The sequence below is a fragment of the Stenotrophomonas sp. ZAC14D2_NAIMI4_7 genome, from assembly GCF_003086675.1.
GTDB lineage: Bacteria > Pseudomonadota > Gammaproteobacteria > Xanthomonadales > Xanthomonadaceae > Stenotrophomonas.
This window is the reverse complement of the sequence record NZ_CP025995.1, coordinates 676,662-699,460: the sequence shown is the minus strand read 5'-3', so window position 1 is coordinate 699,460 and position 22,799 is coordinate 676,662. Positions and strand designations below refer to the sequence as shown.

21 protein-coding genes are annotated in these 22,799 nt (G+C 67.7%); 12 read left to right on the top strand and 9 right to left on the bottom strand.

The window, feature by feature from the left end:
* Nucleotides 1-115: 115 nt before the first annotated feature.
* Both lptG and lptF read right to left on the bottom strand, forming a co-directional pair.
* Nucleotides 116-1,216 (bottom strand): LPS export ABC transporter permease LptG, encoded by a 1,101-nt coding sequence (gene lptG / locus C1922_RS03160; RefSeq protein WP_108748462.1) that lies wholly within the window; start codon nt 1,214-1,216, stop codon nt 116-118.
* Nucleotides 1,213-2,295 carry an LPS export ABC transporter permease LptF gene (gene lptF, locus C1922_RS03155; protein ID WP_108748461.1) on the bottom strand — a complete coding sequence of 361 codons (1,083 nt, stop codon included), beginning with the start codon at nt 2,293-2,295 and terminating at the stop codon, nt 1,213-1,215. The genes lptG and lptF overlap by 4 nt, the downstream gene beginning before the upstream one ends.
* Before the next feature lie 104 nt (nt 2,296-2,399).
* Here lptF and C1922_RS03150 point away from each other — a divergent pair, with 104 nt between their 5' ends.
* From C1922_RS03150 to C1922_RS03135, 4 genes are all read left to right on the top strand, one after another.
* Nucleotides 2,400-3,878: a leucyl aminopeptidase gene (locus C1922_RS03150; RefSeq protein WP_108748460.1), complete on the top strand. Its 1,479-nt coding sequence runs from the start codon at nt 2,400-2,402 to the stop codon at nt 3,876-3,878.
* Between the two features lie 96 nt (nt 3,879-3,974).
* Entirely contained in the window at nt 3,975-4,400 is a 426-nt protein-coding gene (locus C1922_RS03145; RefSeq protein WP_108745936.1) for a DNA polymerase III subunit chi, read from the top strand.
* Between the two features lie 72 nt (nt 4,401-4,472).
* Complete coding sequence (locus C1922_RS03140; protein WP_108748459.1) at nt 4,473-7,301, top strand: valine--tRNA ligase; 2,829 nt, start codon at nt 4,473-4,475, stop codon at nt 7,299-7,301.
* 299 nt (nt 7,302-7,600) lie between these two features.
* Entirely contained in the window at nt 7,601-8,422 is an 822-nt protein-coding gene (locus tag C1922_RS03135; RefSeq protein ID WP_108748458.1) for an EamA family transporter, read from the top strand.
* Between the two features lie 36 nt (nt 8,423-8,458).
* Here the strand turns inward: C1922_RS03135 and rimI are convergent, their stop codons facing one another.
* Genes rimI through pssA form a run of 3 tightly spaced genes read right to left on the bottom strand, consistent with a single transcriptional unit; the run spans nt 8,459 to nt 10,241 of the window.
* Nucleotides 8,459-8,956 (bottom strand): ribosomal protein S18-alanine N-acetyltransferase, encoded by a 498-nt coding sequence (gene rimI / locus C1922_RS03130; protein WP_108748457.1) that lies wholly within the window; start codon nt 8,954-8,956, stop codon nt 8,459-8,461.
* On the bottom strand, nt 8,953-9,411 hold the full coding sequence (locus tag C1922_RS03125) for a hypothetical protein (RefSeq protein WP_199912250.1): 459 nt from the start codon (nt 9,409-9,411) through the stop codon (nt 8,953-8,955). The genes rimI and C1922_RS03125 overlap by 4 nt, the downstream gene beginning before the upstream one ends.
* Before the next feature lie 53 nt (nt 9,412-9,464).
* Entirely contained in the window at nt 9,465-10,241 is a 777-nt protein-coding gene (gene pssA / locus C1922_RS03120; RefSeq protein WP_108748455.1) for a CDP-diacylglycerol--serine O-phosphatidyltransferase, read from the bottom strand.
* Between the two features lie 80 nt (nt 10,242-10,321).
* Here pssA and C1922_RS03115 point away from each other — a divergent pair, with 80 nt between their 5' ends.
* The 3 genes from C1922_RS03115 (at nt 10,322) to C1922_RS03095 (ending at nt 13,543) form a co-directional block, all read left to right on the top strand.
* Complete coding sequence (locus tag C1922_RS03115; RefSeq protein WP_108751463.1) at nt 10,322-10,705, top strand: DUF4124 domain-containing protein; 384 nt, start codon at nt 10,322-10,324, stop codon at nt 10,703-10,705.
* Between the two features lie 566 nt (nt 10,706-11,271).
* Nucleotides 11,272-12,963, top strand: a complete 1,692-nt coding sequence (locus tag C1922_RS03100; RefSeq protein ID WP_108748453.1) for a proline--tRNA ligase — start codon at nt 11,272-11,274, stop codon at nt 12,961-12,963.
* 199 nt (nt 12,964-13,162) lie between these two features.
* Nucleotides 13,163-13,543, top strand: a complete 381-nt coding sequence (locus C1922_RS03095; RefSeq protein WP_108748452.1) for an H-NS histone family protein — start codon at nt 13,163-13,165, stop codon at nt 13,541-13,543.
* 93 nt (nt 13,544-13,636) lie between these two features.
* Here C1922_RS03095 and C1922_RS03090 read toward each other — a convergent pair whose 3' ends face one another.
* Nucleotides 13,637-14,896 carry a threonine/serine exporter family protein gene (locus C1922_RS03090; RefSeq protein WP_108748451.1) on the bottom strand — a complete coding sequence of 420 codons (1,260 nt, stop codon included), beginning with the start codon at nt 14,894-14,896 and terminating at the stop codon, nt 13,637-13,639.
* A 92-nt stretch (nt 14,897-14,988) separates the two neighbouring features.
* On the opposite strand from C1922_RS03090, the gene C1922_RS03085 reads away from it, so the two are divergent.
* The 4 genes from C1922_RS03085 to C1922_RS03070 are packed head-to-tail and all read left to right on the top strand — an operon-like array spanning nt 14,989 to nt 18,507.
* The gene (locus C1922_RS03085; protein ID WP_199912003.1) at nt 14,989-16,110 is read left to right on the top strand and encodes an ABC transporter permease; all 1,122 of its coding nucleotides are present in this window, start codon (nt 14,989-14,991) and stop codon (nt 16,108-16,110) included.
* A gap of 1 nt (nt 16,111) precedes the next feature.
* Nucleotides 16,112-16,939 carry an ABC transporter ATP-binding protein gene (locus tag C1922_RS03080; RefSeq protein WP_108748449.1) on the top strand — a complete coding sequence of 276 codons (828 nt, stop codon included), beginning with the start codon at nt 16,112-16,114 and terminating at the stop codon, nt 16,937-16,939.
* 3 nt (nt 16,940-16,942) lie between these two features.
* A complete protein-coding gene (locus tag C1922_RS03075; protein WP_108748448.1) occupies nt 16,943-17,869 on the top strand; it encodes an MlaD family protein in 927 nt (308 codons plus the stop codon).
* Nucleotides 17,866-18,507 (top strand): ABC-type transport auxiliary lipoprotein family protein, encoded by a 642-nt coding sequence (locus tag C1922_RS03070; RefSeq protein ID WP_108748447.1) that lies wholly within the window; start codon nt 17,866-17,868, stop codon nt 18,505-18,507. The genes C1922_RS03075 and C1922_RS03070 overlap by 4 nt, the downstream gene beginning before the upstream one ends.
* A gap of 92 nt (nt 18,508-18,599) precedes the next feature.
* Here the strand turns inward: C1922_RS03070 and C1922_RS03065 are convergent, their stop codons facing one another.
* Nucleotides 18,600-19,190, bottom strand: coding sequence for an alpha-ketoglutarate-dependent dioxygenase AlkB (locus tag C1922_RS03065; RefSeq protein ID WP_108748446.1), 591 nt, complete (start codon nt 19,188-19,190; stop codon nt 18,600-18,602).
* Between the two features lie 118 nt (nt 19,191-19,308).
* Here C1922_RS03065 and C1922_RS03060 point away from each other — a divergent pair, with 118 nt between their 5' ends.
* Nucleotides 19,309-21,375 carry a glycoside hydrolase family 99-like domain-containing protein gene (locus C1922_RS03060; RefSeq protein ID WP_108748445.1) on the top strand — a complete coding sequence of 689 codons (2,067 nt, stop codon included), beginning with the start codon at nt 19,309-19,311 and terminating at the stop codon, nt 21,373-21,375.
* 32 nt (nt 21,376-21,407) lie between these two features.
* On the opposite strand, the gene C1922_RS03055 is transcribed toward C1922_RS03060, so the two are convergent.
* Nucleotides 21,408-22,040, bottom strand: a complete 633-nt coding sequence (locus C1922_RS03055; RefSeq protein ID WP_108748444.1) for a CoA transferase subunit B — start codon at nt 22,038-22,040, stop codon at nt 21,408-21,410.
* Nucleotide 22,041: 1 nt separating this feature from the next.
* Nucleotides 22,042-22,773: a CoA transferase subunit A gene (locus C1922_RS03050; protein ID WP_108748443.1), complete on the bottom strand. Its 732-nt coding sequence runs from the start codon at nt 22,771-22,773 to the stop codon at nt 22,042-22,044.
* Nucleotides 22,774-22,799: the final 26 nt, after the last annotated feature.

Below are 22,799 nucleotides of genomic sequence, written 5' to 3'. Positions count from 1 at the left end.
GTGAAGCGAGATGCGCAACGCGCGCGCTCGCGGTGAAGGCAGGGCCCGCGCGGAAAGGCGCGGACCTGCCGGGTCCTTTGAAACGGGGTGAGGGCGGCCGGCGGCCGCGCCGACGCTACCGGCGCCTGAACAGCCAGCCGGACACCGCCAGCATGACGATGGGCGGCAACGCGTAGGCAATGCGGTAATCGAACTTCAACGCACCGGCCATGCGGCCGAAGAACAACTGCAGCAGCCAGAAGCCCAGCGCGAACAGGATGCCCAGGAACAGGCGCTTGCCCATGCCGCCGCTGCGCAGCGAACCGAAGGCGAACGGCACGGCGGCCAGGCACAGCGCCAGCACGTTCACCGGGTAGAACCAGCGGCTCCAGTACACATCCTCGAAATCACGCGCATCCAGGCCGTTGCGCTCGCGGTAGGCAATGCTGGTGCTCAGCTCGGACACGCTCAGGTTGCGCGGCTTGGCGATGCCGGTGGCCAGCGCGCCGGCATCCAGCTTCGAATTCCACGGTTCGCGGGCTGCTTCCTGGCGGGTGGCCGAGCGTTCGCCGAAGGTATCCCGGCGCACACCGGTCAGCACCCAGCCGTCCTTGTCGTGCTCGGCAGTGGCGGCATGGGTGAGCGTGGCGATGCGGCCGTCGTCGGCAATCTGGTACAGGCGCACGTCACGCAGGATCAGCCGCGTGCCCTTCTCGCCCACCAGCTGCTCTTCACCACTGGCGGCATTCAGGAAGGTATCGCCCTCGCGCGCCCACATGCCCGAATAACGGGCCACGGCGATGTCGGTGCCCCACTTGGCGCTCATCTTCAGCGCATCGGCGCGGTTCTGGCCCCAGGGGCCCAGAGTCTCGGCACTGATCACCATCAGCCCGGTCAGCAACGACAGGGCGATGGCCACCGACACGCTCAGGCGCTTGCGCGACAGGCCCAACGCGCGCAGCGCGGTCAGTTCGGAGGTGGCCGCCAGCTGGCCCAGGCCCATCAGCGCGCCGATCACCGCGGCGGTGGGGAAGAAGGTGTAGGCGCGGCGGGGCACCGTGTACAGCACCCACGCCGCGGCATGGCCCAGCGAGTAACCGTTCTTGCCGATGTCCTTGAACTCACCGGAGAAGGCCATCACCACGTCCAGGCCGGTCAGCACCGCCCAGGTGAGCAGCACGGTGGTGAACACCGCACGGCCCAAGTAGAAATCGAAACGCATCGGGCGCAGCTTCATGCGCGGCCTCCCTTCGGGCGGGCCAGGCGGCCATCGCGCGCGTACATCCAGATGGCGAACGCCAGCAGCGGCAGGGTCAGCCACCACAGGCCCAGCGCGCCGGGAATCTTGCCGTCAGCGATCCAGCCGGCGCCGATGAAGGTCAGGTTGGTGCCCACCATGTAGGCCAGCAGGGCCAGCATCATGCGCCCGTAGCGCTGCTGGCGCGGTGAGCTGCGCCCCAGCGGCACGGTCAGCAGGGCGAAGGCCAGCGCGATCAGCGGCGGCGCCAGGCGGCGGTGCAGCTGGGCCTGGGCCTCCGGGCGGTCATCGCTGATCAACTTCGTGGTCGCCATCAGCTCCGGATCATCGTCCTTGCGCGCCTCGGTACCGTCGGGCAGGGCCACGTCATTGCGAGCGAAGGTGGCCAGCCGGTAATCCAGCGCGCCGGCCAGCGGGCCCTCCAGCTGGTGGCCGTCGTCCAGTTCCAGGAAGCGCTGGCGCTCGCCTTCGAAGTACATGCGACCGCCGGCGGCGGACACCACTTCCAGGCGGTCGTCCTTCTGCCGCTGCAGGAACACCTTGCCCAGCTGGGTGCCATCGGGCGAAATCGAGGACAGGTAGACCACCCCACCATTGGGCAGCGGGGTGAACCGGCCCGGCTCCAGGCCGGCCATCAGCACGCTGCGGTTGGCGTCCTGGATCATCTGTTCGGCGGTGCGCCCGGCCCAGGGGCCCAGCCACAGCGAACAGGCGCCCACCACCAGCACCACCGGCACCACCAGCATCAGCAGGGGGCGCAGCAGGCGCTTGGGGCCCACGCCAATGGCGGTGATCACTGCCATTTCCGAATCGCGGTAGAGCCGGGCGATGGCCAGCAGCAGGCCCAGCATCAGCGCCAGCGGCAGGATCAGCGGCATGTAGGCGATGAACTGCAGGCCCAGCTGTGAGAACAGCAGCTTGGCCGGCAGGCGTCCGTCGGCGATGTTGCCGAGGATGTCCACCAGCACGCCGCCCACGCTGACCACCAGCAGGACGATCAGGGTAGCCAGGAAACTCTGGACGAAATCGCCCAGCAGGTATCGGTCGAGCTTCAACATGGGGCGGTGGTTTAAACTCTGGGGTTCGTTCGCGGTGCCGCCCAGTCTACTGTCTGGGCGTAAACGGCCTGCGATTGTACGGACTCGCCAATGGAATCTGCTCAATGGCCCTCGAATTCACCCTGAACCACCTCGCTCCGGCTGCCGCCACCGTTGACTGCCTGGTGGTCGGCGCCTATGCCGACCACAGCCTGACCCCGGCCGCGCAGGCGCTGGACGCCGCCAGTGGCGGCCGCCTGGCCGCCCTGGCCCAGCGCGGCGACCTGTCCGGCAAGACCGGCGCCACCACCCTGCTGCACGACCTGCCGGGCGTGTCGGCCCCGCGCGTACTGGTGGTCGGCCTGGGCGATGCCGCCCGTTTCGGCGTGCCGCAGTACCTGAAGGCCGTTGGCGACGCCGTGCGCGCGCTGAAGGCCGGTGCCGCCCGCAGCGCGCTGTTCACCCTGTCCGAAGTGGCCATCAAGGACCGCGACGCGGCCTGGGCGATCCGCCAGGCGGTCATTGCCGCCGACCACGCCGCCTACCGCTACACCGCCACCCTGGGCAAGAAGAAGGCCGATGACGCCGGTCTGGCCCAGCTGTCCATCGCCGGTGATGACGCCCAGGCCCTGGCCCAGGGCCTGGCCATCGCCGCCGGCGTCGAGTTCGCCCGCGAGCTGGGCAACCTGCCGCCGAACTACTGCACCCCGGCCTACCTGGCTGAAGTGGGCGTGAAGTTCGCCGGTGAGCACGCGGGGGCCGAGGCCGAAATCCTCGACGAAACCCAGATGGAAGCGCTGGGCATGGGCTCGCTGCTGGCCGTGGCCCGCGGTTCGGCCAACCGCCCGCGCCTGGTCGTGCTGAAGTGGACCGGTGCTGCCGATGCCAAGCCCTACGTGCTGGTCGGCAAGGGCATCACCTTCGATACCGGTGGCGTGAACCTGAAGACCCAGGGCGGCATCGAGGAAATGAAGTACGACATGTGCGGTGGCGCCAACGTCATCGGCACCTTCGTCGCGGCCGTGAAGGCCAGGCTGCCGCTGAACCTGGTGGTGGTGGTGCCGGCCGTGGAAAACGCCATTGACGGCAATGCGTACCGCCCGTCCGACGTGATCACCTCGATGTCGGGCAAGACCATCGAAGTGGGCAATACCGACGCCGAAGGCCGCCTGATCCTGTGCGACGCGCTGACCTATGCACAGCGCTTCGAACCGCAGGCCCTGGTGGACGTGGCGACGCTGACCGGCGCCTGCATGGTCGCCCTGGGCCACCAGACCGCCGGCCTGATGAGCAAGCACGACGACCTGGCCAACGAACTGCTGGCCGCCGGCGAGCACGTGTTCGACCGCGCCTGGCGCCTGCCGCTGTGGGACGAGTACCAGCCGATGCTGGATTCGACCTTCGCCGACGTCTACAACATCGGCGGCCGCTGGGCCGGCGCCATCACCGCCGGCTGCTTCCTGTCGCGCTTTGCCGAAGGGCAGCGCTGGGCGCACCTGGACATCGCCGGCGTGGCCAGCGACGAAGGCAAGCGTGGCATGGCCACCGGCCGCCCGGTGGGCCTGCTCAGCCAGTGGCTGCTGGACCAGGTCGCCCGTGCCTGATGCCGTACCTGCCCCTGGCCGGCGCCTGCCGGCCGGGGCATCCTCCGGCCTGCCCCCGCCCGGCACGCCGGGCCCCTGCCCGACCCGGACCCTGCCATGCCCCGCGCTGATTTCTACCTGATCGCCAAGCCCCGCTTCCTGACCGAGCCGCTGCGCCTGGTCTGCGAACTGGCGCGCAAGGCCAACGATGCCGGGCTGCCCGCCCTGGTACTGGCCCGCGACCAGGCCCAGGCCGAAGAGCTGGACGAACTGCTCTGGTCGTTCGACGAGGATGCCTACATCCCGCACCAGATCGTGGGCGAGGACGTGGACGAGGAAGAGGCCGTGGTCTTGATTTCCATCCCCGGCGACGAAGCGCCGATGCGCCCGCTGGTGATCAACCTGCGCGACGAGCCCTGGCTGGGCCAGTGCGAGCGCGTGCTGGAAGTGGTGCCGGCCGACCCGGAAGCGCGCGAACCGCTGCGCGAGCGCTGGCGCCAGTACAAGACCGCCGGCTACGACCTGAACAAGCACGACATGTAAGGCCGCGCCGGCCCCCTTGATGGGCCGCTGCCGCGCCCTGATCCTTCAACGATTACCTCCTGGTTCCCCCGCATGACCCAACTCGCCTCCAGCTACGACCCGACGTCCTTCGAGACCGACCTCTACAAGGCCTGGGAAGACGCCGGCCACTTCAAGCCGTCCGGCCAGGGTGAGCCCTACACCATCCTGCTGCCGCCGCCGAACGTGACCGGCACCCTGCACATGGGCCATGCCTTCCAGCAGACCCTGATGGATGCGCTGGTGCGCTACCACCGCATGCGCGGCTACGACACGCTGTGGCAGGTGGGTACCGACCACGCCGGCATCGCCACCGAAATGGTGGTCAGCCGCAACCTGGCGCTGGAAGGCAAGGGCGAGACCCGCGATTCGCTGGGCCGCGAAGGCTTCATCGGCAAGGTGTGGGAGTGGAAGCAGCAGTCCGGTGACACCATCGAGCGGCAGATGCGCCGCCTGGGCACCTCGGCCGACTGGTCGCGCAGCACCTTCACCATGGACCCGCAGCCGTCCGAAGCGGTGGTCGAGGCCTTCGTGCGCTGGCACGAACAGGGCCTGATCTACCGTGGCCAGCGCTTGGTCAACTGGGATCCGGTGCTGAAGACCGCCATTTCCGACCTGGAAGTGGAGAGCGCCGAGGAAGACGGCTTCCTGTGGTCGATCGCCTACACGCTGGACGAAGGCCTGAGCTACGAGCACGTCGAGCGCGATGCCGACGGCGTGGAAACCCTGCGCGAAACCCGCGATTACCTGGTGGTGGCCACCACCCGCCCGGAAACCCTGCTGGGCGACACCGCGGTGATGGTGCACCCGGAAGACGAGCGCTATGCGCACCTGATCGGCAAGCAGGTGGTGCTGCCGCTGACCGGCCGCCGCGTGCCGGTGATCGCCGATGACTACGTGGACCGCGCGTTCGGTACCGGCGTGGTCAAGGTCACCCCGGCGCACGATTTCAACGATTACCAGGTGGGCGTGCGCCACAGCCTGCCGATGATCAACCTGTTCACCCCGGTGGCGGCGCTGAATGAAAACGCGCCCGAACGCTTCCAGGGCCTGGACCGTTACGAAGCCCGCAAGGCCGTGCTGGCCGAACTGGAAGACCTGGGCATCCTGGTGGAAACCAAGGCGCACAAGCTGCAGGTGCCGCGCGGCGACCGCACCGGCCAGGTGATCGAGCCCTACCTGACCGATCAGTGGTTCGTGAAGATGGACGAGCTGGCGCGTCGTGGCCTGGAACTGGTCGAGAACGGCAGCATCGCGTTCGTGCCGCCGAACTGGATCAACACCTACCGCCACTGGATGACCAACATCCAGGATTGGTGCATCAGCCGCCAGCTGTGGTGGGGCCACCGCATTCCGGCCTGGTTCGATGCCGCCACCGGCAGCTGCTACGTGGGCCGCAGCGAAGACGAAGTGCGCGCAAAGAACAACCTGGGCAGCGACGTGCTGCTGACCCAGGAAAGCGACGTGCTGGAAACCTGGTTCTCCTCGCAGATCTGGCCGTTCTCCACCCTGGGCTGGCCGAACGAGCAGGCCATGGCCGAGCGTGGCTTCGACCGCTACCTGCCGTCGTCGGTGCTGGTCACCGGCTTCGACATCATCTTCTTCTGGGTGGCGCGCATGATCATGGCCACCGACAACCTGACCGGGAAGATCCCGTTCAAGGACGTCTACTTCACCGGCCTGATCCGCGACGGCCAGGGCCAGAAGATGTCCAAGAGCAAGGGCAACGTGCTCGACCCGCTGGACATCATCGACGGCATCAGCATCGACGATCTGGTGGCCAAGCGCACCGGCGGCCTGATGCAGCCGAAGATGGTGGAGAAGATCGAGAAGGCCACCCGCAAGGAGTTCCCGGACGGCATTGCCGCCCACGGTGCCGACGCGCTGCGCTTCACCATCGCCGCGCTGGCCACTCACGGCCGCGACATCAAGTTCGACATGAACCGCGCCGAGGGCTACAAGAACTTCTGCAACAAGCTGTGGAACGCCAGCCGCTTCACCCTGATGAACACCGAGGGTGCTGCATTCACCGGCGTGCCGACCCCGCGCACCGATGCCGAGCGCTGGATCCTGGCGCGCCTGGCCGCGGTGTCCGCCGAGGCCCAGGGCCATTACGCCAACTACCGCTTCGACCTGCTGGCGCAGTGCCTGTACGAGTTCGCCTGGAACGAGTTCTGCGACTGGTTCCTGGAACTGAGCAAGCCGGCGCTGAACGGTGCCGACGTCGCCGATGCCGACAGCACCCGCCACACCCTGCTGTACGTGCTGGAAGCGCTGCTGCGCCTGCTGCACCCGCTTACCCCGTTCATCACCGAGCAGCTGTGGCAGCAGCTGGCCCCGCGCCTGGGCCTGGCCGAAACCACGCTGTCGCTGCGCCCGTACCCCACCGCCGACGAATTCGCCGGTGATTTCGCCCAGGCCGAGGCCGACGTGGAATGGCTGAAGGCGGTGATCAGTGCCGTGCGCCGCGTGCGCAGTGAACTGAACGTGGCCCCGTCCAAGCTGGTGCCGCTGCGCCTGCAGGCCGGCCTCGAACAGGATCGGGTGCGCATCGAACGCTTCAGCGCATCGCTGTTGTTCCTGCTGAAGCTGGACAGCATCCAGTGGCTGGCCGAAGGCGAAAGCGCACCGCCGGCCGCCGCCGCGATTGTGGGCGAGCTGAAGCTGCTGGTGCCGCTGGAAGGCCTGGTCGACCTGGATGCCGAGCGCGCGCGCCTGGACAAGGAGATCAAGCGCGTGGAAAGCGAGAAGGAAAAGAGCGAGACCAAGCTGGCCAAGTTCACCGACAAGGTGCCGCCGGCCGTGGTCGAGCAGGAGCGCGTGCGCCTGGTCGACTGGAACACCCAGTTGGCGGGCCTGCAGGAACAGCGCGCGAAGCTGTAACGCTGCAGGGGTGGGATGTGCCAACCAAGGTTGGCACCTACCCTGCTTCCGCACTGGACGATGTGCCAACCAAGGTTGGCACCTACCCTGCTTCCGCTCTGGTAGGTGCGGACCTTGGTCCGCACTGAACGATGTGCCAACCAAGGTTGGCACCTACCCTGCCATCGCTGGATGTGCCAACCAAGGTTGGCACCTACCCTGCCATCGCTGGATGTGCCAACCAAGGTTGGCACCTACCCTGCCATCGCTGGACGTGCCAACCAGGGTTGGCACCCACCATCGCATGGCATCATCGGTCGATGCCGCTTTCCATCTTCCTGCTGGTCCTGGCCGCTGCTGCGCTGCATGCCAGCTGGAACGCGATCGTCAAACGCGGGCCAGACAAGTTCCTCGGCACCGTGCTGGTCACCGGCAGCGCCGCGCTGCTGTCGGCAGCCGCCCTTCCCTTGCTGCCGTTCCCCGCAGCAGACAGCTGGCCCTGGCTGGCGGCCTCGGTGCTGCTGCAGGTGATCTACTACGGACTGGTGGCACGCTGCTACCAGCAGGTGGACATGAGCCTGGCCTACCCACTGATGCGCGGTTGCGCGCCGATCCTGGTCGCGCTGGCCGGCAGCCTGCTCGGCCAGTCGCTGCCGCCTGCAGCCTGGCTGGGCGTGGTGCTGGTCAGCACCGGCATCCTGTGCATGGCGCTGGGCGCGCGCGGCGGCCAGCTCGGCCTGCCCCTGCTGACCGCGCTGATGATCGCCACCTATACGCTGGTCGATGCGCATGGCGCGCGGCAGTCGGGCAACGCGTTGGCTTACACACTGTGGCTGTTCCTGCTGTCGGGCATCCCGCTGCCGGCGTGGGCGCTGTACACCCGCCGCCGCGCCGTGCTGGCCTACGCGCGCCAGCATTGGCCGCTGGGTGTGGCCGGCGGCATCGGCACCACCGCCTCCTATGCGATGGCGCTGTGGGCGATGACCCAGGTGCAGGTGGCAATGGTCTCCGCGCTGCGCGAATCGTCCATCGTCTTCGCGCTGCTGATCTCCGTGTTCCTGCTGCGCGAACGCGTGCCGCGCGCACGCTGGCTGGCGGCCGGGTTGATCATGGGCGGGGTGCTGGCACTGCGCTTGGCGTGAGGTAGCGCGGGCCATGCCCGGCGAGCGCAGCAGCAACTACAGCGGCGGCATGACCTGCACGTCGTCAGCGACCAGTTCGATGGCCATCACCAGCGCATCTTCACGGCCCTGCGCCGCCGGGTAGTAACGCGGGCGCCGGCCAATCTCGTTGAAGCCTTCGCTGTGGTACAGCCGCAGCGCCGGCATGTTCGACGGCCGCACTTCCAGGAACACGCGCTGCGCGCCTCGGTTGCGGGCCATCTCGACCAGCGCGCGCAGCAATTGCCGGCCCAGCCCGCGCGACTGCACCAGCGGATCGATGCAGATGTTGAGCACGTGCGCTTCGTCAGCGGCGAGGCTGAGCACGCCATAGCCGATCAGCAGGCCGTCCTGTTCCATCGCCAGCCCGGGGTAACCCGCGCGCAGGCAGTCCAGGAAAATGCCACGGGTCCAGGGGTACGGGTAGCCGCGCACCTCGATAGCCATGACCGCGTTGAGGTCATTCTCGCGCAGCGCGCGCAGGCTGACCGGTCCCGGCTGGGCGACCGCGCTCATGGCGTGCCCCGCTTGCGCAGCGCGCGCAGCTGCGGCCACAGCGCGCGCTTGGCGGCCGGGTCGCGGCGCAGGGTTTCCAGCGGCCAGCTGTCCATCAATGCCTGCGTGGCCGGGTCATTCGGGTTGCAGCCCGATGCCCGCAGCAGGGCAATCTGCAGGCGGTCGGGCAGCCGCACCGCCGGCTGCCGCGCGTTGCCCGAAGGCAGCGGGCGGGCGGCCGCCGGAGCGGTATCCGGTGCCACCACCGGTGGCGGCCGACGCGGCGCAGTGGCGCGCTCGGCACGCGGCTCGAACGGAACATCGGCGCTGTCGGCAGGCGCCATGCGCGGTGCGGATCGCGTCGGTTCCGGCGCAGGCGCGGGCGTCGACGACGCCTCGGCTTCGGCCACGCTCAACTGCAGCGCCGCGTCCAGCTCGGCGGCCAGCTGGCCGTCGTGGAACACGGTGTAGCCCATGGCCTGCAGCCAGGCCTGCTGGGCCGGTGACCACAACACGGGCAGGTCCTGGCTCACGCGACCTCGGGCTTCTTGCGCAGGCGTTGCAGCGCCCACATCACCGGGCCGGACAGCGCGTACAACACGCCCACGGCCAGCAGCACGCGCGGCAGATCAATGACCGCAATGGCGATGGCGATCGGGACCAGGGCCAGCACCAGGAACGGCACGCGATCGGAGCGGGTGCCCTTGGCAGCACCGCCCTTGAAGCTCCAGAAGCGCACCCGGCTGACCATCAACAGGGCCGCCACCACGGTGACTGCCAGCGCCACGTAGCGCAGCTGGTCACCGCTCCAGCCCAGCGTGCCATCGGCAAAGGCCCAGACGAAGGACATCATCAAGCCGGCCGCGGCCGGGCTGGCCAGGCCGACGAACCAGCGCTTGTCGACCACCGCCACCTGGGTGTTGAAGCGGGCCAGACGCAGCGCCGCGCACGCCGCGTACAGGAAGGCGACGGCCCAGCCGAGGCGGCCGGCCAGCTCACCGTCCAGCTTCAGTTCGGACAGCGACCAGTGGTACATCACCAGCGCCGGGGCCATGCCGAAGCTGACCAGGTCGGCCAGCGAGTCGTACTGCACGCCGAATTCGCTGCTGGTACCGGTCAGGCGCGCCACGCGCCCGTCCAGGCCATCCATCACCGCCGCCACGAACACGGCGATGGCCGCATTGACGAACTGGTCGTTGGCCGCGGCGATGATCGCGTAGAAGCCGGAGAACAGACCGGCAGTGGTGAACAGGTTGGGCAGCAGGTAAATCGTGCGCGAACGCGGCGGCGGTGTGATCGGGTCCATGGAATCCAGTTTAATCGACTTGCCAGCGGTCGGCGGCAATGCTGCAATCGGCGTTCTACGCCCATTCTGTGGAGTTTGCCATGCGTGCCCTGCCCTGCCTTGGTTTTCTGCTGCTGTTGGCCACGGCCACGGCCACGGCGCAGGCCGGCCCGGTCTACAAGTGGAAGGACGCCAAGGGCGTGACCCAGTATTCGGAGACGCCGCCGGCCGGTGCTAAATACGAAACCCGCGAGCAGGCACGCAGCCCGCAGGCGCAGGCGGCGGCCACTGCGGAAGCAGCCCCGGTGCCGGAGCAGTGCAGCACGGCGCGTGCCAACGTGACCCTGCTGGACGGCAGCGGCCCGGTGATGCAGGACACCGATGGCGACGGCAAGGCAGACACGGCCCTGACCCCGGAACAGCGCAGCGCACAGAAGGGCCTGGCCGAAGCCGCCATCAAAGCCTACTGCCCCCCGGCCGGTTGATGGGGGGTTCGGCAGGGCTTGCAGCCCTGCACCTGCTCAATTCAAGGGCAAGGGCAACATCAACAGCGGGCTTTCCGTGGGATGGCGGGGCGGTGTCGGACTGCGGGGACGCCGCAAGTACGTCCGTGTAGGCTTGGCAGCCGCATCCATGCGGCTGACACCCCGCACTCCGACACCGCCCCGCCTCTGACAGTTGGCCGGCGTCTGTTGGTAGGTGTCGACCTTGGTCGACACATCTGTCAGAAATCGAATGAATTCATCTGTGTCGATCAAGGTCGACACCCACCAAGGCAGAAAGCCGTTCTGGCAGATCGCGGAAGTCTGTCGAAGGCGGGGTGGGTCCGGTTGCGGGGGTGTCCGCGGCATGGATGCCGCGGCCAAGCCTACAGGGACGTATTCACGGCGTCCCCCGCAACCGGACCCACCCCGCCATCCCCAAGAAACCAGCTTTTGACGTTGACGTTGCCTTTGATTGCAGCGGGTGCAGGGCTGCAAGCCCTGCCAGTACCCCACCCCCCGGCCGGGCTGGCAGAATAGGCGTCTCTGCCGTTATCCCGAAGCCGACGATGCGCCTCTCCCAGTTCCACCTGCACACCACCAAGGAAACCCCCAGCGACGCCGAGCTGACCAGCCACCGGCTGATGCTGCGCGCCGGCATGATCCGCAAGCTCGCCTCGGGCCTGTACACCTGGTCGCCGCTGGGCCTGCGCGTGCTGCGCAAGGTGGAACGCATCGTGCGTGAGGAAATGGACCGCGCCGGCGCCGTGGAATTCCAGATTCCCACCATCCAGCCCAAGGAACTGTGGGAACAGACCGGGCGCTGGGAAAAGTTCGGCCCGCAGCTGCTGAAGATCAAGGACCGCAAGGAACAGACCTTCTGCTACAGCCCCACCGCCGAAGAAGCGGCGTGCGATTTCGCCCGCAGCGAGCTGTCCAGCTACAAGCAGCTGCCGGTGAATTTCTACCAGATCCAGACCAAGTTCCGCGACGAGATCCGCCCGCGTTTCGGCGTGATGCGTGCGCGCGAATTCCTGATGAAGGATGCGTATTCGTTCCACCTGCACGATGAAGACCTGGTGCGCGAATACGAAAACATGAAGACGGCCTACAGCCGCATCTTCACTCGCCTGGGTCTGGATTTCCGCATGGTGCAGGCTGATTCCGGCGCCATCGGCGGCGATGCGTCGCAGGAATTCCACGTGATCGCCGATTCCGGCGAAGACGCGCTGGTGTTTTCCACCGGCTCGGATTATGCGGCCAACATGGAAGCGGCCGTGGCCGCCGATCCGGCCCCGCGCGCGGCCGCCGCTGAAACCCTGCGCAAGGTGGACACGCCCACCCAGAAGACCTGCGAAGACGTGGCCGCCCTGCTGGGCATCGACCTGCAGCGCACCGTAAAGTCGGTGGCGCTGATGACCGAAGCCGGCTTCGTGCTGGCCCTGGTGCGCGGCGACCACGAAGTAAATGAGATCAAGCTGGCCAAGGTGGCCGGCCTGGAAGACCAGCGTTTTGCCAGCGAAGCGGAAATCGCCGAGCACCTGGGCAGCGTACCCGGCTTCCTGGGCCCGGTCGGCCCGGCCAAGGCGATCCGCGTGCTGGCCGACCGCGAAGTGGCGGCCATGGCCGACTTCGTGGTCGGTGCCAACGAGGCCGGTTTCCACCTGGCCGGTGTGAACTGGGGCCGCGACCTGCCGGAACCGGAGGTGGTGGATATCCGCAACGTACGTGCCGGTGACCGCGCCCGCGACGGCGGCGAGCTGAAGATCGCCCGCGGCATCGAGGTCGGCCACGTGTTCCAGCTCGGCCGCAAGTACGCCGAAGCGCTGCAGGCCACCGTGCTGGACGAGAACGGCAAGGCCGCCGTGATGACCATGGGCTGCTACGGCATCGGCATCTCGCGCGTGGTGGCCGCCGCCATCGAACAGAACCACGACGAGGCCGGCATCATCTGGCCCGAGGCGATGGCGCCCTGGCAGGTGGTGGTCTGCGTGATCAACCCGAAGGGCGATGCGGGCGTGGCCGAGGCCGCCGCTGCACTGCTGCAGGAACTGCGTGACGCCGGCCTGGATGCGGCGCTGGACGACCGCGGCCTGCGCCCGGGCGCCATGTTCGCCGACATGGAGCTGATCGGTGTGCCGCACCGCGTGGTGGTGAGCGAGCGCGGCCTGGCCGCCGGTACTTACGAGTACCGCTCGCGCAAGGCCAGCGAGGCCGAGAGCCTGGACAAGGCCACCCTGCTGCAGCGACTGCAGGGCTGATGGAAAGACCGGGGTCCGCCCCGGTCTTTTTTTTTGCGTCCACCGGTGGCATCAGCGTCTGAATATGTCGGCAGTCGCAATTCGTAATATCAGTAACCAATAAATGTTTGTGCTGGCAGTAAATCGACATTACCCTGTCCAGCGACCGCCATGGACCGGCTCGTCCCTGTCCATCACTAGTATTTCCCGGAGTAACTGCATGAGCATCGACCTGAGCGGCCTGTCGGCACGAGAGCTGGGCGCCCTGATCCGTACCGCCAAGAAGCAGCAGACCATCGTCGCCAAGCGCCGCCCGATCACCAAGGTGCGCGCCCAGCTGACCAAGCTGGCCAAGACCGAGGGTTACACCATCGACGAACTGTTCGGTGGCGCTGCTGCCCCGGCACCGCGTGCACGCAAGGCTGCCAAGGCTCCGGCCAAGACCGCCGGCCGCAAGCTGGGCAAGGTGGCACCGAAGTACCGCAACCCGGCCAACCCGAAGGAAACCTGGACCGGCCGCGGCAAGCAGCCGCGCTGGATGGCCGAGCTGACCGCCAAGGGCAACAAGAAGCCGGAAGATTTCCTGATCAAGAAGGCCTGAGTCCTGCCCGGGCTTGAATGAGAAAACGCCGGCGGAAGCCGGCGTTTTTTCTGCCCGGATGTGTGGACCGACGGTCCACACCCACCCAGATCATTACAGGGTCTTGCGCGCCGGCATCAGCAGGTTGCCGAACAGCAGGCCGGCCACCAGCGCCATCACCACGTTCAGCACGGTCAGGAACACGCTCTGGCCGGCGCCCACGTCCTGCTGCTGCACCAGGGTCAGCACGCCGCGCAGGCTGGTGCTGCCGGGCACCATCATGATGATGCCGGGCAGGCGGATGATCGCGCCCGGGCGACCGACCAGGCGGCCAAACAGATTCCCGCCGGCGGTCAGCAGCATGGCTGACAGGAAAATGCCCGCCGGTGCGCCCCAGGCGTGGCCGCCGAATTTGGAAATGGCATATCCGGCCACCGAGGCGGCAATCACCCATGGGTAATCGCGGCGGTTGGCCTTGAACAACATGGCGAATGCGAACGCCGCAGTCAGCAGCGAGCCCCATTCCACCCACGGCCCCTGCGGGCGCGAGGCACGGATCACCGGGTCCAGGCCAAGTACATCGGCCAGGGTGACCGCGATCATCGCGCCCACGCTCAGTTTCATGATGGTGGTAAGCGCACCGGCAAAACGCGCCGTGCCCGATACCCAGTGCTGGCTGGCCAGCTCGTTCACCGCGTTGGTCAACGACATGCCCGGCAGCAGCACCACCAGCGAGGCGATGATGACGGTGTTGAGATTCAGCGCGCCCACGAACGCCGCCACCAGGGTGGCGACCATGCCGGCCAGCAGCGCGGCCAGCGCTTCGCCGGCTTCGCGGGTGGCCGGGCGGCGATCGGTCAGCATGCCCAGCAGGCCGATCATCAGGCCGATTACGCCAGCCGTAGCGATGTCCAGCCACGGCAGCTTCCACATGCCGGCCACGCCGGCCGCGCCCAGGCTGAAGGACAGGATGGTGCGCAGTTTGCCGCGGCGGCCCGGATCCTTGTCCAGTTGGCGCAGCGCGGTATGGCCCTGGGCGAGGCTCATGCGCCCGTTGGCCACTTCCTCGGCAATGCGGTCGGCCACGCTCAGCTTGTGCAGGTCATTCTCGCCCGGCGCCAGGCGGATCACACGGGTAATGTCACTGGAACCGATGGCGCGCGCCGGGTCACTGAAACTGAGGATGATGCCGGTGGGGTTCGACCACGGCTCACAATCCAGGTCCAGTTGCCGCGCCAGCGCCACCACGGCGGCCTCCAGGCGCTGGGCCGTGGTGCCATAGCTGTGCAGGCGACCGGCGATCTCGGAAACAAAGGCCACGCGCTGCGCATAGGTGGCCTGGGGCGTGGGGATGGCGTGAGCATCGGCGGACATGCGCCGTAGTATTACCTACAGCGGGCCCGGCAGGAGAAATTCATCCCGGTTCGACGCGACGTGCAATTCAGAACGGTTATGCTGCGACCCGAATGGCCCCCATGACCCCGAACCACAGCCCCCGGCTGGAACAGGATGCCCACGACCCCGGGCTGATCCATCTGTCCGGCCACTGGACCTTGAAGACCGCACTTGCGGCGGCCGAGGTGCTGCGCGACGTTCCCGAGAAACTGACCGGCATCGACGCCACCGCCATCGAACAGCTGGATTCGGCCGGCGTGCTGCAGGTGCTGCGGGTAGCCCATCGTGCCGACCTGGGCGAACAGGCCCTGCACTTCCGCCCCGACCACCAGGCGCTGGTGTGCACGATCGAAGAAGTGGCCGACGACCGGCCCAAGCCCAAGCGCGACTTCGGCGTGCTGGCCGCGCTGGAGCGCTTGGGCGTCAGCGTCCACACCACCGGCCACAACATCAAGGCGCTGTGCAGCTTCCTGGGCGAAAACCTGGTCAAGGCCGCGCGCCTGTTCAAGGAACCGCGCCGCTTCCGCCTGACCGCCACCGTGCACCAGATGGAACAGGTGGGCCTGGACGCGGTACCGCTGGTGGCGTTGCTGTCCTATCTGGTGGGTGCGGTGATCGCCTTCCTCGGCTCCACCATCCTGCGCGACTTCGGCGCAGAGATCTACGTGGTGGAACTGGTGAACATCGCCTTCCTGCGCGAATTCGCCGTGCTGCTGACCGCCATCGTGCTGGCCGGCCGCACCGCCAGTGCGTTCACCGCGCAGATCGGCGCGATGAAGGCACGCGAAGAAATCGATGCGATGCGCACCCTGGGCCTGGACCCGATCGATCTGCTGGTGCTGCCGCGCCTGCTGGCACTGCTGGTCACCCTGCCGCTGCTGACCTTCATTGCGATGGCGGCCGGCCTGGCCGGCGGCATCACCGTGGGCGCGTTCGATCTGGATATTCCGCCGCAGATGTACATCGCGCGCATGCACGAAACCATGGAAGTGCGGCACATGCTGGTGGGGCTGTCCAAGGCGCCAGTGTTCGCCCTGGTGATCGGCCTGATCGGCTGCCTGGAAGGGCTGAAGGTGGAAGGCACGGCGCAGTCGGTGGGCGAACGCACCACCTCCAGCGTGGTGCAGACCATCTCGCTGGTGATCATCATCGACGCCTTCGCGGCGTTGTGGTTCATGCACATGGACTGGTGAGATGAGCACACACCCACACCCCGATGACACCCCGATGCAGGATGACCAAGGCCACGACCTGGCCATCCGCGTGCGTGGGCTGACCAACCGCTTCGGCAGCCAGACCGTGCACGAAGGGCTGGACCTGGACGTGCGCCGCGGCGAGATCCTGGGCGTGGTCGGCGGTTCGGGCACCGGCAAATCGGTGCTGATGCGGTCGATCCTGGGCCTGCGCGTGCCCGACGCCGGCCAGATCGAGGTGCTGGGCCGCGATGCACGCGCCGATGATGCGGAAAGCCGCCTGCACATCGAGCGCAACACCGGCGTGCTGTTCCAGGATGGCGCCCTGTTCTCTTCGCTCAGCGTGGGCGAGAACGTGCAGGTGCCGCTGAAGGAACACCACCGCGAACTGCCCGAACGCTGGCATTACGAACTGGCCCTGCTGAAAGTGAAGCTGGCCGGCCTGCCCGCCGATGCCATCAACAAACTGCCGTCGCAGTTGTCGGGCGGCATGCGCAAGCGCGCCGGCCTGGCCCGTGCGCTGGCGCTGGACCCACCGCTGCTGTTCCTGGACGAGCCCACCGCCGGCCTGGACCCGATCGGCGCGGCCGCGTTCGACCGCCTGATCAAGACCCTGCAGGAAGCGCTGGGCCTGACCGTGTTCCTGATCACCCACGACCTGGACACGCTGTACGCCATCTGCGACCGGGTGGCGGTGATCGCCGACCACAAGGTGGTGGCCAACGCGCCGCTGCCGGACATCGAGAAACTGGATCATCCGTGGATCCAGGAATACTTCCACGGACCCCGCGCGCGCGCCGCGCGTGGCGAACAGATCGAGAGTGCCTGAGCCATGGAAACCAAAGCCAACTACGTGCTGATCGGCGCGTTCACCCTGATCACCGGCCTGGCCCTGCTGGCCTTCGGCCTGTGGGCGGCCAAGTACTCCTCCGACCGTACCTGGCAGGAATACCGCGTGGTGTTCCGCGAAGCGGTCACCGGCCTGTCGGTGGGCAGCCCGGTGCAGTACAACGGCATCGCGGTGGGGTCGATCACTGAACTGAACCTGGTGCCCGACGACCCGCGCCAGGTGGTCGCGCGCATCCGCTTGAATTCCAACACGCCGGTGAAGACCGATACCCGCGCCAAGCTGGCCATCACCAGCCTGACCGGCCCGTCGATCATCCAGCTCAGTGGCGGCACCCCGCAGGCGCCCACCCTGACCACGGTGAACAAGGACCCGGCGCCGATCATCCCGACCACGCCGTCAGCGCTGCAGAACATCACCGACGTGGCCAACCGCATCGTCGAACGCATGGACCAGATCCTGAGCGACCGCAACGTCGCCTCGATCAACGCCACCCTGGCCAACCTGGAAACGATCAGCGGCGGCCTGGCCGACCGTGACCAGGGCACCCAGGCGCTGCTGTTGAGTGCGCGCGACGCGGCCCGCAGCCTGGATGCCACGCTGAAGACCACCAACGGCACCATCGAACGCCTGGACAAGAACCTGGTGCAGCAGCTGCCGGGCATCATCGACAAGCTCGATGCCACCCTGGGCAAGCTGGATTCGGCCGCCGGCAATGCCGATTCGATCCTGGGCGAGAACCGCGCGGCCATCAACAGCTTCGCCAACGACGGCCTGGGCCAGCTGGGCCCGACGCTGACCGAACTGCGCGGCCTGATCCGCGACCTGCGCCGGGTCAGCGACCGCCTGGAAAACAACCCCGCGCGCTACCTGCTGGGCCGCGATGCACCGAAGGAGTTCGAACCCAAATGAGCCCGATGACCCTTCCGCGCCTGCTGCTGGCCGCCTCGGCGGTTGCCCTGCTGGGTGGCTGCTCGATCCTCGGCAGCGGCGACAAGAACCCGGTCACCCTGTATTCGCCTGCGGTGCAGGTGAAGGTGGACCCGGCCTGGCCGCAGGGCGACTGGCAGCTGGTGCTGGCCAAGCCCAGCGCCGCACGCATGGTCGACAGCCCGCGCATCAACGTGCGGCCCACGCCGTCGGAACTGGAGATCTACCGCGGCGCCAGCTGGGCACAGCCGGCCACCGACATGATCGAAGACACCCTGCTGCGCGGCTTCGAAGATTCCGGCCGCCTGCCCGGCGTGGCCCGCGTGGCCGCCGGCATCCGCGCCGACTACAAGTTGACCACCGATGTGCGCCGCTTCGAGTCCGACTACCAGGGCCAGGCCACGCCGACGGTGGTGATTGAACTGAACGCCAAACTCATTCACGTGGCCGACCAGCGCGTGGTCGCCGACCGCACCTTCCGCCAGCAACAGCCGGTGGGCAGCACCGATGTGCCGGCCGTGGCCGCCGCGTTCGAACGCGGTCTGCAGCAGATCGCGCAGGATGTGGTGGGCTGGACGCTGGTGAGCGGGCAGCGCGACCGCCAGGCGCTGCCGCGCTGAGATTGCAGGGGTCAGAGCCCTTTCCCGTCGGGAAAGGGATCCGACCCCATTGGCATGCCCCCTTCCCGCAGGGAAGGGCTCTGACCCAACCGTCACCCGCGCGGGGTGATCCACCGGAACGTCAGGTTGATGCGCTCGCCCTGCACCCGCGCCATCTTCGGCAGCGCATGCTGGTAATAGCGCTGGGTGCTGCCGCCCATCAGCAACAGATCGCCATGGCCCAGCAGGAATTCGGCCTTGCGCGCCGGTTCATCGCGGCGACGCAGCAGGAAGCGGCGTGCCGCGCCCAGGCTCAACGAGGCAATCAGCGGTTCAGTCCCCAGCTCTGGCTCGTCATCGCTATGCCAGCCCATGTAATCCCCGCCGCTGCGGTAGCGGTTCACCAGCACGCTGTTGAAGCGGCCGATGCCTTCGGCCAGCAGCCGTTCACGCAAGGATTCCAACAGCGGCGTCCACGGCCGCGGTTCGAAGAATGCGCCGGAATAGCGATAGCGCGCCTGCGGATCGCCGATCCAGCAGCTCAAGCGTGGCGAATCCACCCAGTTGCCGAACATGCGGATGCGGTGGACCTCCCACGGCAGTTGCGCCTGCAGGGCCGGCAGCAGGGCATCGGCCGCAGCGGGGGGGAGCCAACCCGGCAGGTGGCGCACATCCGCGTCGGGCAGGTCATGGGGAAACAGCATCGCCACACGCTAGCACGGCCGCGTTTGCCGTCGTGGCCGCCAGCACCGAAAATGGCGGCATGACCGTTGCCACGCTTCCGCCGCCTGCCGTCCACGTCCACTACCGGGGCGCCCAGCCATGAGCAGCAGCCGCCTGCGCCAGGCCCTGTTTCCGCTGCTGCGCGCGGTGTTCCGCGCGTTGCCGATGTCGCAGGCGCAGCGCGACCGCCTGCGCACCCGCCTGCTGGCCCGACATGGCGACTGGGTGCCCCCGCCGCCGAAGGGGCAGCAGGACACCGGTGGCCCACGGGCCAGCGCGCAACTGCGCTGGCGTGCCGACGAAGCCGCCATCGGCCACCGCCCGCAGCAGACGGCCGCGCTGCCTGAGCCGATGCCCGCCACCCTGGTCGCGTTCTACCTGCCGCAGTTCCACACCTTTGCCGAGAACGACGCGTGGTGGGGCAAGGGCTTCACCGAATGGCGCAACGTCACCCGTGCGCTGCCGCAGTTCGAAGGCCACATCCAACCGCGACTGCCTGCCGATCTCGGGTTCTATGACCTGCGCAATCCGCAGGTGATGCGTGACCAGGCGCAGCTTGCCGCCGAGCACGGCATTGGCGCGTTCTGCTTCTATTACTACTGGTTCAGCGGCCGCACGCTGATGGAAGACCCGCTGCGGCAGTGGCTGGAAGATGACAGCATCGCGCTGCCGTTCTGCCTGTGCTGGGCCAATGAAAACTGGGCACGGCGCTGGGACGGCCGCGACGACGACATCCTGATCGGCCAGCAGCACAGCGCCGATGATGACCTGGCATTCATCGCCCGCGTGGCGCCGTACCTGCGCGACCGCCGTGCGCTGAAAGTCGATGGCCGACCGATGCTGCTGGTCTACCGCCCGAACCTGCTGCCCGATGCGCGCGCCACCGCCGAGCGCTGGCGGCGCTGGTGCCGCGACAACGGCGTGGGCGAGATCCACTTGGCCTATGTGCAGGGCTTCGAGCGCCCCGATCCGCGCGACATTGGATTCGATGCGGCGGTCGAGTTCCCGCCCAACATGAGCAACCCGCGCTCGCTGTCGGCGCAGCAGTGGCTGCTCAATCCCGACTTCAACGGCGACGTACGCGACTGGCGCGAGCTGGCCAGCGAAATCGCCGCCCGGCCCCTGCCCGATTACCCGCTCTATCCCGGGGTCAACCCGGGCTGGGACAACGAGGCCCGGCGTTCCGGGCGCGGGCGCGTGTATCTGCATGCGTCGCCGCGCGGCTACCGCGACTGGCTGCGCAGCACCGTGCATGAGCGCCTGGCGCAGGCCCCGCAGAACCAGCGCATGGTGTTCATCAATGCCTGGAACGAATGGGCCGAAGGCGCCGTGCTGGAACCGGACGCACGGCTCGGGCATGCCTGGCTGCAGGCCACGCGTGAGGCGTTGTCGCCGGCAGGACTCCGGCAGAGGACAACAAGACCGTGCGTGGTGATTCATGCATGGTATCCGGACGTGTTCGCCGAACTGCTGGACAAGGTGAAAGCCACCGGCCTGCAGTGGCGCGTGGTGGTCACCACCACTCACGAGCGGCATGCGCAGATCAAGCAGGTACTGACCGCCAGTAGCATCGATGCTGAAATCCATGCATTTGCCAACCATGGCCGGGACATTCTTCCCTTCCTGCACGTGGCTGATTCGCTGCTTGAACAGGGCGAGGACGTGGTCCTGAAGCTGCACACCAAGCGCTCCACGCACCGCAGCGATGGCGACCGCTGGCGCAACGAGCTGATTGATCGTCTGATGGCGCCAGACCGGGCATCCCGCATCGTGGAGGCCTTTGCCAAGGACCCCGCGCTGGGCCTGGTGCCGCCGGAAGGGCACGTACAACGCCTGGATTACTTCTGGGGCGCGAACGAACGCAACGTGCAGGCATTGCTGAGCCGTTTTGGCGTGGCGCAGGGCGACATCAACGCCGACAGCTTCATCGCTGGGAGCATGTTCTGGGTGCGGCTTGAAGCTCTGCGGCCCATGCTGGACACGCACCTGCAGCCTTCGCTGTTCGATACCGAGGCCGGGCAGGTGGACGGCACCCTCGCCCATGCGGTCGAGCGGACGTTCACGCTGGTCGCGCGCCATGCGGGCTACCACCAGCGGGATGCAGCCACGCTGCTCGGGCTGCCCTCACCCCCGGACACGACGTACGCCTACGCCCGCCGCAGTTGAGCAGCGGGGGCCAACGGCCCCCGTGCGTTCAATCAGGCGCGCGCGAACGCGACGCCGGTCTTTTCCTTCAGTTCATCATCGCCCACACCCGGCGCGGCCTCCACCAGCAGCAGGCCGTTGTCGGTCACGTCGAACACGGCCAGGTCGGTGATGATGCGATCGACCACGCCCACGCCGGTCAGCGGCAGCGAGCATTCGGCCAGGATCTTGTGCTCGCCGTTCTTGGCGGTGTGTTCCATCAGCACCACCACGCGCTGCACGCCGGCCACCAGGTCCATCGCGCCGCCCATGCCCTTGACCATCTTGCCCGGCACCATCCAGTTGGCCAGGTCACCCTTGTCGGTCACCTGCATGGCGCCCAGGATGGCCAGGTTCACGTGGCCACCGCGGATCATCGCGAAGCTGTCGTGGCTGCCGAAGTAGCTGGCACCGGCGCGCGCGGTCACGGTCTGCTTGCCGGCGTTGATCAGGTCGGCGTCCACTTCACTGTCGGTCGGGAACGGGCCGATGCCCAGCAGGCCGTTCTCGGACTGCAGCCACACGTCCACGCCTTCGGGAATGTGGTTGGCCACCAGGGTCGGCAGGCCGATGCCGAGGTTCACGTAGGCGCCATCGGTCAGTTCTCGGGCGGCGCGGGCCGCCATCTCGTCACGGGTCCACGCCATCTCAGTTGCCCTCCGCGCGGATCGTGCGCTGTTCAATGCGTTTTTCGGGATGCGGGTTGTGCACGATGCGGTGCACGTAGATGCCCGGCAGGTGCACCTGGTCCGGGTCGATCGCGCCCACCGGCACCACCTCCTCCACTTCCACGATGCACACCTTGCCAGCCATCGCGCAGGCCGGGTTGAAGTTGCGCGCGGTCTTGCGGAACACCAGGTTGCCGGCCTCGTCGGCCTTCCACGCCTTCACCAGGGCCACGTCGGCACGCAGCGCGGTTTCCATCACGTAGTGCTTGCCGTCGAATTCACGGGTTTCCTTGCCCTCGGCCACCACGGTGCCGTAGCCGGTGGCGGTGAAGAACGCCGGAATGCCCGCACCGCCGGCGCGCAGGCGCTCGGCCAGGGTGCCCTGCGGGTTGAATTCCAGTTCCAGCTCGCCGGCCAGGAACTGGCGTTCGAATTCCTTGTTCTCGCCCACGTAGGACGAGATCATCTTCTTGATCTGCCGCGTTTCCAGCAGCTGGCCCAGGCCGAAGCCATCCACGCCCGCATTGTTGGAAATGACCGTCAGGCCCTTGGCGCCACTGTCGCGCAGCGCCGCGATCAGCGCTTCGGGAATGCCACACAGGCCGAAGCCACCCACGGCCAGGATCTGGCCATCGGCGACCACGCCCTGCAGCGCCTGCGCCGCCGAGGCGAAGCGCTTGCTGCGCTTGCTGCTGGAAGTCGATTGCTGCATTGCTGTACTGCCCTGCACGGTAAGAA

Coding starts and splice junctions, on each gene's coding strand:
- lptG (WP_108748462.1), bottom strand. CDS start 1,216: ATGAAGCTGCGCCCGATGCGTTTCGATTTCTACTTGGGCCGTGCGGTG.
- lptF (WP_108748461.1), bottom strand. CDS start 2,295: ATGTTGAAGCTCGACCGATACCTGCTGGGCGATTTCGTCCAGAGTTTC.
- C1922_RS03150 (WP_108748460.1), top strand. CDS start 2,400: ATGGCCCTCGAATTCACCCTGAACCACCTCGCTCCGGCTGCCGCCACC.
- C1922_RS03145 (WP_108745936.1), top strand. CDS start 3,975: ATGCCCCGCGCTGATTTCTACCTGATCGCCAAGCCCCGCTTCCTGACC.
- C1922_RS03140 (WP_108748459.1), top strand. CDS start 4,473: ATGACCCAACTCGCCTCCAGCTACGACCCGACGTCCTTCGAGACCGAC.
- C1922_RS03135 (WP_108748458.1), top strand. CDS start 7,601: ATGCCGCTTTCCATCTTCCTGCTGGTCCTGGCCGCTGCTGCGCTGCAT.
- rimI (WP_108748457.1), bottom strand. CDS start 8,956: ATGAGCGCGGTCGCCCAGCCGGGACCGGTCAGCCTGCGCGCGCTGCGC.
- C1922_RS03125 (WP_199912250.1), bottom strand. CDS start 9,411: ATGGGCTACACCGTGTTCCACGACGGCCAGCTGGCCGCCGAGCTGGAC.
- pssA (WP_108748455.1), bottom strand. CDS start 10,241: ATGGACCCGATCACACCGCCGCCGCGTTCGCGCACGATTTACCTGCTG.
- C1922_RS03115 (WP_108751463.1), top strand. CDS start 10,322: ATGCGTGCCCTGCCCTGCCTTGGTTTTCTGCTGCTGTTGGCCACGGCC.
- C1922_RS03100 (WP_108748453.1), top strand. CDS start 11,272: ATGCGCCTCTCCCAGTTCCACCTGCACACCACCAAGGAAACCCCCAGC.
- C1922_RS03095 (WP_108748452.1), top strand. CDS start 13,163: ATGAGCATCGACCTGAGCGGCCTGTCGGCACGAGAGCTGGGCGCCCTG.
- C1922_RS03090 (WP_108748451.1), bottom strand. CDS start 14,896: ATGTCCGCCGATGCTCACGCCATCCCCACGCCCCAGGCCACCTATGCG.
- C1922_RS03085 (WP_199912003.1), top strand. CDS start 14,989: ATGGCCCCCATGACCCCGAACCACAGCCCCCGGCTGGAACAGGATGCC.
- C1922_RS03080 (WP_108748449.1), top strand. CDS start 16,112: ATGAGCACACACCCACACCCCGATGACACCCCGATGCAGGATGACCAA.
- C1922_RS03075 (WP_108748448.1), top strand. CDS start 16,943: ATGGAAACCAAAGCCAACTACGTGCTGATCGGCGCGTTCACCCTGATC.
- C1922_RS03070 (WP_108748447.1), top strand. CDS start 17,866: ATGAGCCCGATGACCCTTCCGCGCCTGCTGCTGGCCGCCTCGGCGGTT.
- C1922_RS03065 (WP_108748446.1), bottom strand. CDS start 19,190: ATGCTGTTTCCCCATGACCTGCCCGACGCGGATGTGCGCCACCTGCCG.
- C1922_RS03060 (WP_108748445.1), top strand. CDS start 19,309: ATGAGCAGCAGCCGCCTGCGCCAGGCCCTGTTTCCGCTGCTGCGCGCG.
- C1922_RS03055 (WP_108748444.1), bottom strand. CDS start 22,040: ATGGCGTGGACCCGTGACGAGATGGCGGCCCGCGCCGCCCGAGAACTG.
- C1922_RS03050 (WP_108748443.1), bottom strand. CDS start 22,773: ATGCAGCAATCGACTTCCAGCAGCAAGCGCAGCAAGCGCTTCGCCTCG.